The 7881-nt window shown below is 66.4% G+C and carries 6 protein-coding genes; 5 read left to right on the forward strand and 1 reads right to left on the reverse strand.

What is annotated here, in order from left to right:
* Positions 1-49: 49 nt before the first annotated feature.
* Positions 50-958, reverse strand: coding sequence for a MurR/RpiR family transcriptional regulator (locus AC0SZ7_RS24180; protein WP_475506739.1), 909 nt, complete (start codon positions 956-958; stop codon positions 50-52).
* 274 nt (positions 959-1232) lie between these two features.
* Here AC0SZ7_RS24180 and AC0SZ7_RS24185 point away from each other — a divergent pair, with 274 nt between their 5' ends.
* Genes AC0SZ7_RS24185 through iolD form a run of 5 tightly spaced genes read left to right on the forward strand, consistent with a single transcriptional unit; the run spans position 1233 to position 7776 of the window.
* Complete coding sequence (locus AC0SZ7_RS24185; RefSeq protein WP_475506740.1) at positions 1233-3176, forward strand: bifunctional 5-dehydro-2-deoxygluconokinase/5-dehydro-2-deoxyphosphogluconate aldolase; 1944 nt, start codon at positions 1233-1235, stop codon at positions 3174-3176.
* Positions 3177-3211: 35 nt separating this feature from the next.
* Entirely contained in the window at positions 3212-4120 is a 909-nt protein-coding gene (gene iolE, locus AC0SZ7_RS24190; RefSeq protein ID WP_475506741.1) for a myo-inosose-2 dehydratase, read from the forward strand.
* On the forward strand, positions 4117-4926 hold the full coding sequence (gene iolB / locus AC0SZ7_RS24195; RefSeq protein WP_475506742.1) for a 5-deoxy-glucuronate isomerase: 810 nt from the start codon (positions 4117-4119) through the stop codon (positions 4924-4926). The genes iolE and iolB overlap by 4 nt, the downstream gene beginning before the upstream one ends.
* Before the next feature lie 51 nt (positions 4927-4977).
* Positions 4978-5799 carry a TIM barrel protein gene (locus AC0SZ7_RS24200; protein ID WP_475506743.1) on the forward strand — a complete coding sequence of 274 codons (822 nt, stop codon included), beginning with the start codon at positions 4978-4980 and terminating at the stop codon, positions 5797-5799.
* 39 nt (positions 5800-5838) lie between these two features.
* Positions 5839-7776 (forward strand): 3D-(3,5/4)-trihydroxycyclohexane-1,2-dione acylhydrolase (decyclizing), encoded by a 1938-nt coding sequence (gene iolD, locus AC0SZ7_RS24205; RefSeq protein WP_475506744.1) that lies wholly within the window; start codon positions 5839-5841, stop codon positions 7774-7776.
* The last annotated feature ends 105 nt before the right edge of the window (positions 7777-7881 follow it).

Here is a 7881-nt window from a genome sequence, read left to right on the forward strand (position 1 = left end):
CGCAGCCTGGCGGCAGCTGCTACGTGAAGGTGTTCACACCGCCCCCGCGTTAATCCTCGAACCCCACCTGCTCGTGCATTTCATCCACCTTCAACTCCAGCCGGTAGGCCACGGCGATGAACAGTGCCTGGCACAGGCACAGCGTGGCGCTCAGGGAGCGGAAGGCGAAGGAGCTGCCTTCGTTCACCAGCAGCACGCTGTTGGCGCGCTTGGCCAGGGGCGATAGGTTGGAGTCGGTGATGATCAGGGTCTTGGCCAGGTGGTGCTGGGCAATGCGCAGGCAGTGCTGGGTTTCCTTGCCGTAGGGGGTGAAGCTGATGGCGATGACCAGGTCACCTTGGCGTACGCTGCGCATCTGCTCGCGGTAGCTGCCGCCCAGGCCGGACACCAAGTGAATGCGCTTGTTGGTGTGCTGCAGGTTATAGACCAGGTAGTCGGCCACCGCGAACGAGCGGCGCACGCCGACCACGTAGATATTCTCGGCGTTGACCACCAGGTCGACGGCCTTCTCGAAGGCCACGTCGTCCAGTTCGCCGCCCAGGCGCTCGATGCCCGACAGGGTGGCATCGATGCACTCGCGGGCAAGGTCGGCGCCGCTGGTCTTCTGCGACTTGTTGGCGATCAGGTTGCGAATGCGCTGCTGGTAGTTCTGCACCGGCGTGGTCTTGTGCGTGTAGGCCTCGCGGAACAGCGCCTGCATTTCGCTGAAGCCGCTGAAGCCGAACCGCTGGGAAAAGCGCACGATGGCCGAGGGGTGCACCTCGCATTCGCCGGCGATGTCGCTGATGCGGTCGACCATGATGCGGTCGCTCTGCTGGCTCATGTAGCTGGCGATGCGCTTGAGCTGGCGCGGCAGCCCTTCGTACTCACGGGTGATCAGTTGCAGCAGCTGCTCGGCGGTGGCCGGGGCGCTGGCGGCGGTTGGCTCGCTGGGGGCCGGCTGATCGGGGCGGGACATGTTCTTATCCTTCTGGGGCTTCAAGCAATTGGCTCGCGCAGTCTACAGGGTAGGCAAGAAAAAAAACCTGAGCAAAAGGTCCAGTTCCCGTGGCAAACCCGCCAGAAGCGCTCAAGGCCAGTATGCGGGATTGAAAATAGAAAATAAATTCCGCATAAAATTTTTATGGAAAAAAAGTTGATTCGGTGGAAAAGCCGTTCTAATCTGGACCCAAGACAACGACATCGGCCGCCATTGGCCGGTGCGCAGGCTGATAAAAATAACAGGAGCCAGCATGGGCCAGACTCGTTTTGCGACTGGGCGTCAATTGGATCTGATTTGTCTGGGGCGCCTGGGCGTCGACCTTTACGCCCAACAGGTGGGCGCCAGGCTGGAAGACGTCGCCAGTTTCGCCAAGTACCTGGGCGGCTCGTCCGCCAACATCGCCTTCGGCACCGCGCGGCTGGGGCTCAAGTCGGCCATGCTGAGCCGGGTAGGGGACGACCACATGGGCCGGTTCCTGGTGGAGTCGCTGCAACGTGAAGGCTGCGACACCTCGGCCATCAAGGTCGACCCCGAGCGCCTCACCGCCATGGTGCTGCTGGGCCTCAAGGACCGCGAAACCTTCCCCCTGGTGTTCTACCGCGAAAACTGCGCCGACATGGCCCTGCGCGCCGAAGACGTGCGCGAGGACTTCATCGCCGCCAGCAAGGCGCTACTGATCACCGGCACGCATTTCTCCACCGACGGCGTGTTCAAGGCCAGTAGCCAGGCGCTGGACTACGCCGAGCGGCACAACGTCAAGCGCATCCTCGATATCGACTACCGCCCGGTGCTGTGGGGCTTGGCGGGCAAGGCTGACGGCGAGACGCGCTTCGTCGCCGACCACAAGGTCAGCGCCCACGTGCAGCGCATCCTGCCGCGCTTTGACCTGATCGTCGGCACCGAGGAGGAATTCCTCATCGCCGGCGGCAGCACCGATTTGCTCACCGCGCTGCGCACCGTGCGCGAACTGAGCGCCGCCACGCTGGTGGTGAAGCTCGGCGCCCAAGGCTGCACGGTGATTCACGGCGCTATTCCGGCGCGCCTGGAAGATGGCGAAATTCACCCCGGCACCCGCGTCGAAGTGCTCAACGTGCTGGGCGCTGGCGATGCCTTCATGTCCGGCTTCCTCAGCGGCTGGCTGAACGATGCCGACGACGCCCGCTGCTGCCAGCTGGCGAACGCCTGCGGTGGCCTGGTGGTCTCGCGCCATGCCTGCGCCCCGGCCATGCCGACGCCTGCGGAACTGGACTACCTGTTCAACAGCGCGGTGCCCATCACCCGCCCGGACAAGGACGAAACCCTGCAGCGCCTGCACCGGGTCACGGTGCCGCGCAAGCAGTGGCAACAGCTGTTCATCTTCGCCTTCGACCACCGCGGGCAGCTGGTGGAGCTGGCGCAGCAGGCGGGCCGCGACCTGGCGACCATCCCTGCGCTGAAGCAACTGTTCCTGCGCGCCATCGAAGAGGTGGAGGCGGACCTGGCCACGCGCGGCATCGCCGCCGACGTCGGCCTGCTGGCGGACCAGCGCTTCGGCCAGGACAGCCTCAACGCCGCCACTGGCCGCGGCTGGTGGATCGCCCGCCCGGTGGAGGTGCAGGGTTCGCGGCCGCTGGCCTTCGAGCACGGCCGTTCGGTGGCCAGCAACCTGATTGCCTGGCCCACCGAGCAAATCATCAAGTGCCTGGTGCAATTCCACCCGGACGACGAACCCCTGTTGCGCCTGGAACAGGAGGCGCAGATCCGCGGCCTGTACGAGGCGGCCATCGCCAGCGGCCACGAACTGCTGCTGGAAGTCATACCGCCCAAGGACCTGCCCGGCGCCCACCCCGACGTGCTCTACCGCGCCATCAAGCGCTTGTACAACCTGGGCATCTACCCGGCCTGGTGGAAAATCGAGGCCCAGAGCGCCGAGCAGTGGCAGGCCCTGGACGCCTTGATCAACGAACGCGACCCCTATTGCCGGGGCGTGGTGCTGCTGGGCCTGAACGCGCCGGCCAGCGACCTCGCCGAGGGCTTCGCCCAGGCGGCCGCCAGCACCACCTGCCGCGGCTTTGCGGTGGGCCGCACGATTTTCCATGAGCCCAGCCGCGCCTGGTTCCAGGGCGAGCTGGACGACGCCGGCCTGGTGGCGGCTGTACGCCAGCGGTTCAGCCAATTGATCGAAGCCTGGCGCTCGGCCCGTCACGGCCGCTGAGTGTCACCCCACCGATAACAACAACAGGTGCAGCCATGCCATCCGCGATTCGTATCGGCATCAACCCGATTTCCTGGAGCAACGACGACCTGCCGTCCCTGGGCGGCGAAACCCCGCTGAGCACGGCCCTGAGCGAAGGCAAGGCCATCGGCTACGCAGGCTTCGAGCTCAACGGCAAATTCCCCAAGGACGCTCAGGGCGTGGCCCAGGTGCTCAAGCCCTATGACCTGGCGCTGGTGTCGGGTTGGTATTCGGGGCGCCTGGCGCAGCGTTCGGCCGCCGAGGAAATCGACGCCATCGCCAGCCATGTACAGCTGCTGGCCGCCAACGGCGCCAACGTGCTGGTGTACGGCGAGGTGGCCGACTCTATCCAAGGCAGCCGCATCCGCCTGGTGGAGCGCCCGCGCTTCCACAGCGAAGCGGCCTGGAAAACCTACGCCGCCAAGCTCGACGAGCTGGCCAGCTACACCCTGAGCCAAGGCGTGCGCCTGGCCTACCACCACCACATGGGCGCCTACGTGGAAGCGCCCGAAGACATCGACACGCTGATGGCGCTGACCGGTGAGCAGGTGGGCCTGCTGTTCGACGCCGGCCACTGTTTCATGGGTGGCGGCGACCCGCTGGTGGTGCTGCGCAAGCACATCAAGCGCGTGTGCCACGTGCACTTCAAGGACGTGCGCCAGCCAGTGGTGCAGCTGGCGCGCAACAACCTCTGGAGTTTCCCCGACTGCATCGTCAACGGCACGTTCACCGTGCCGGGCGATGGCGACATCGATTTCGCACCGCTGCTCGACGAGCTGCTGGCGGTGGACTACAACGGCTGGCTGGTGGTGGAGGCCGAGCAGGACCCGGCCGTGGCCCCCAGCTACTTCTACGCCAAGAAAGGCTACGACACCCTGAGCACCTTGCTTGCCCAGGCCCGGCAACGGAGGACTGCAGCATGAGCCTGCTGGTGAAGAGTAATAAGCAGGGCCAGGAAGTGGTACGCCTGGCCGAGGGCGCTTTGGAATACGTGGGTTTCAGCGCCCACCGCCTGAGCCTGGGCGAAAGCCTGCCGCTGCACGCCGGCAGCCAGGAACTGTGCGTGGTGTTGCTCAGTGGCCGCGCCAGCATTGCCGGCGAGGCACCGGTGCAGGGCGCGTTCAGCTGGGACAACCTGGGTGAACGGCAATCGGTATTCGAGGACAAATCGCCGTGGGCGGTGTACCTGCCCAGCGGCAGCCAGGCGCGCCTGCAGGCGCTGAGCGATGTGCAGGTGGCGGTGTGCGCCGCCCCCGGTGCGCCGGCCGGCGAGTTGCAGGCGCGGGTCATCAGCGCCCAGAGCATGAAGCGCAGCACCCGCGGCAAGGGCGCCAATACCCGCTACGTGTGCGACATCCTGCCGGACACCGCGGTGGCCCACTCGCTGCTGGTGGTGGAGGTGCGCACGCCATCGGGGCACAGCTCCAGCTACCCGCCGCACAAGCACGACCGCGACGCGCTGCCCGCCGAGAGCTTCCTGGAAGAAACCTACTTCCACCAGGTCAACCCGCCCCAGGGCTTCGTGTTCCAGCGCGTGTACACCGACGACCGCAGCATCGACCAGGCCATGGCCGTGGAAAACAACGACCTGGTGGTGGTGCCCGAGGGCTACCACCCGGTCAGCGTGCCGTATGGCTACGAGAGCTATTACCTGAATGTCATGGCCGGCCCGCGCCGGGTGTGGCAGTTCAACAATGACCCGCAGCACGAGTGGCTGCTGGACCTCTGACTACGCCCGCTTTCCCCACACACGGTTTGCCAACTCAGGAGAACAACAAGAATGCGCCAGCCCCTGCGTTTCGCCCTCAACCGCATGGTTGCCCCGCGCCTGCCCCTGGCCGAGTTCATCCAGCTGGCGGTGGCGCTGAAGGCCGATGCCATCGAGATCCGCAACGACCTCAAGGGTGTCGAGATAGAAGACGGCACGCCCGCCGAAACCGTGCGCCAGCTGTGCGCCGCCGAGGGCGTCAGCGTGCTGTCGATCAACGCCCTGTACCCCTTCGATATCTGGAACGACCAACGCCGCGCCCAGGCCCTGAAGCTCGCGGCCTACGCCCGCGACTGCGGTGCGCGGGGCCTGGTGCTGTGCCCGTTCAACGAGGCTGACAGCCGCAGCAGCGCCGAACGCGCCGCCGGCCTGCGCACGGCGCTCACCGAGCTGGCGCCGATACTGCGCGAGCATGGCCTGCTGGGCTTCGTCGAGCCGCTGGGCTTCGAGCAATCGGCGCTGCGCCGCAAGCGCACCGCGGTAGAGGCGATCAAGGCCATCGGCGGCCTGGACGTGTTCCGCCTGGTGCATGACACCTTCCACCACCATCTGGCCGGCGAGCAGGAGTTCTTCCCGGCGCTGACGGGCCTGGTGCACATCAGCGGCGTGGAAGACAGCCAGGCGCCGCTGGCCAGCATCCTCGACGGCCACCGGGTGCTGATCGGCGATGGCGACATTCTCGGCAACGCCGAGCAGCTCGACAGCCTGCTCAGCAGCGGCTACGACGGCTACGTGTCGTGGGAGCCGTTCGCCGACAGCGTCCACGACCTGGCCGACATCCGCACGGCGCTGGGGCAGAGCATGGCGTACCTCAATCGCCAGTTGGCCCCCTGACCTGCGGCCGCTCATTTTCGAACAATAAAAGGTGCAAGCATGAGCACGACACGATTGACCATGGCCCAGGCCCTGGTGCGCTTTCTGGACAACCAGTACATTGAAGTCGACGGGGTGCAGAGCAAATTCGTCGAAGGCGTGTTCACCATTTTCGGCCACGGCAACGTGCTGGGCCTGGGCCAGGCGCTGGAGCAGGACCGCGGCCAGCTGGTGGTGCACCAGGGCCGTAACGAGCAGGGCATGGCCCACGCCGCCATCGGCTTCGCCAAGCAGCACCTGCGCCGCAGGATCTACGCCTGCAGCTCGTCGGTAGGGCCGGGCGCGGCGAACATGCTCACCGCCGCGGCCACCGCCACCGCCAACCGCATTCCCTTGCTGCTGTTGCCCGGCGACGTCTACGCCAGCCGCCAGCCCGACCCGGTGCTGCAACAGATCGAGCAGCTCCACGACCTGAGCATCAGCACCAACGACGCCTTCAAGGCCGTCAGCAAGTACTGGGACCGCATCAACCGCCCCGAGCAGTTGATCAGCGCCGCCCTGCAGGCCATGCGCGTGCTCACCGACCCCGCCGAGACCGGCGCGGTGACCCTGGCACTGCCCCAGGACGTGCAAGCCGAGGCCCATGACTACCCCGACAGCTTCCTGGCCCGGCGCGTGCACCGCGTGGAGCGCCGCCAGCCGGGCGAGGCCTCGCTGGCCGATGTCGTGGCGCTGCTGGCCAGCAAGCGCAAGCCGTTGATCATCTGCGGCGGCGGGGTGAAATACGCCGGCGCCGCCGACACCCTGCAGGCCTTCGCCGAACGCTTCGACATTCCGTTCGCCGAAACCCAGGCCGGCAAGAGCGCCATCGTTTCCAGCCACCCGTTGAACGTCGGCGGCATTGGCGAAACCGGCTGCCTGGCGGCCAACCTGCTGGCGCGCGAGGCCGACCTGATCATCGGTATCGGTACCCGCTACACCGACTTCACCACCTCGTCGAAGTGGCTGTACCAGCACCCCGACGTGCAGTTCATCAACCTCAACGTCAACGGCGGCGATGTGCTCAAGCTCGACGCCGTGCAGCTGCTGGCCGATGCCAAGCTGGGCCTGCAGCAACTGGCCGAACCGCTGGCCCGGCAGGGCTACCGCGCCGGTTGGGGCAACCAGGTAATCGAGGCGCGCGGCCAGTACCACGCCGAGGTCGAGCGGGTGTACGCGGCGCACTACAGCAGTGAGGATTTCAGCCCCGAAATCACCGACCACCTGGACCCGGCGGTGCTGCGCGAATTCATCGAACTGACCGGCTCGGCCCTTACCCAGAGCCAGGTACTGGGGGTGATCAACCGCGAGCTCGACGCCGATGCGGTGATCGTCGCCGCCGCCGGCAGCCTGCCCGGCGACCTGCAGCGCGTGTGGCAAACCCGCAGCGTCAACAGCTACCACCTGGAATACGGCTACTCGTGCATGGGCTACGAAATCAACGCCGCGCTGGGCGTAAAGCTTGCCGAGCCGGCGCGCGAGGTCTACGCGCTGGTGGGCGACGGCTCGTACCTGATGCTGCACTCGGAATTGGCCACATCGATTCAAGAGCGCCGCAAGATCAACGTGCTGCTGCTCGACAACATGACCTTCGGCTGCATCAACAACCTGCAGATGGGCCATGGCATGGGCAGCTTCGCCACCGAGTTCCGCTACCGCAACGCCGAGACCGGCAACCTCGACGGCGGCTTCGTGCCGGTGGACTTCGCCATGAGCGCGGCGGCCTACGGCTGCAAGACCTACAAGGTCAGCACCTTGGAGCAGTTGCACGCGGCGCTGCGTGACGCACGCCTGCAGACGGTGTCGACGCTGATCGACATCAAGGTGCTGCCCAAGACCATGATCCACGGTTACCTGTCCTGGTGGCGAGTAGGCGTGGCCGAAGTATCCACCAGCGCGCGCACGGCCCAGGCCAGGCGCGAGCTGGACGAACAGCTGGCCAAGGCGCGCCAGTACTAGGGTCTGGACGAACATTTGAGTGACGGTGGGTACTGGGTGTGGGGGGGGGGGGGGGGGGGGGGGGGGTGGGGGGCACAAAAAAAGCGAGCGCGGCCCCCCCCACAC

The organism is Pseudomonas sp. JC1203, assembly GCF_056175065.1.

Coding starts and splice junctions, on each gene's coding strand:
- AC0SZ7_RS24200 (WP_475506743.1), top strand. CDS start 4,978: ATGCGCCAGCCCCTGCGTTTCGCCCTCAACCGCATGGTTGCCCCGCGC.
- AC0SZ7_RS24180 (WP_475506739.1), bottom strand. CDS start 958: ATGTCCCGCCCCGATCAGCCGGCCCCCAGCGAGCCAACCGCCGCCAGC.
- iolB (WP_475506742.1), top strand. CDS start 4,117: ATGAGCCTGCTGGTGAAGAGTAATAAGCAGGGCCAGGAAGTGGTACGC.
- iolE (WP_475506741.1), top strand. CDS start 3,212: ATGCCATCCGCGATTCGTATCGGCATCAACCCGATTTCCTGGAGCAAC.
- iolD (WP_475506744.1), top strand. CDS start 5,839: ATGAGCACGACACGATTGACCATGGCCCAGGCCCTGGTGCGCTTTCTG.
- AC0SZ7_RS24185 (WP_475506740.1), top strand. CDS start 1,233: ATGGGCCAGACTCGTTTTGCGACTGGGCGTCAATTGGATCTGATTTGT.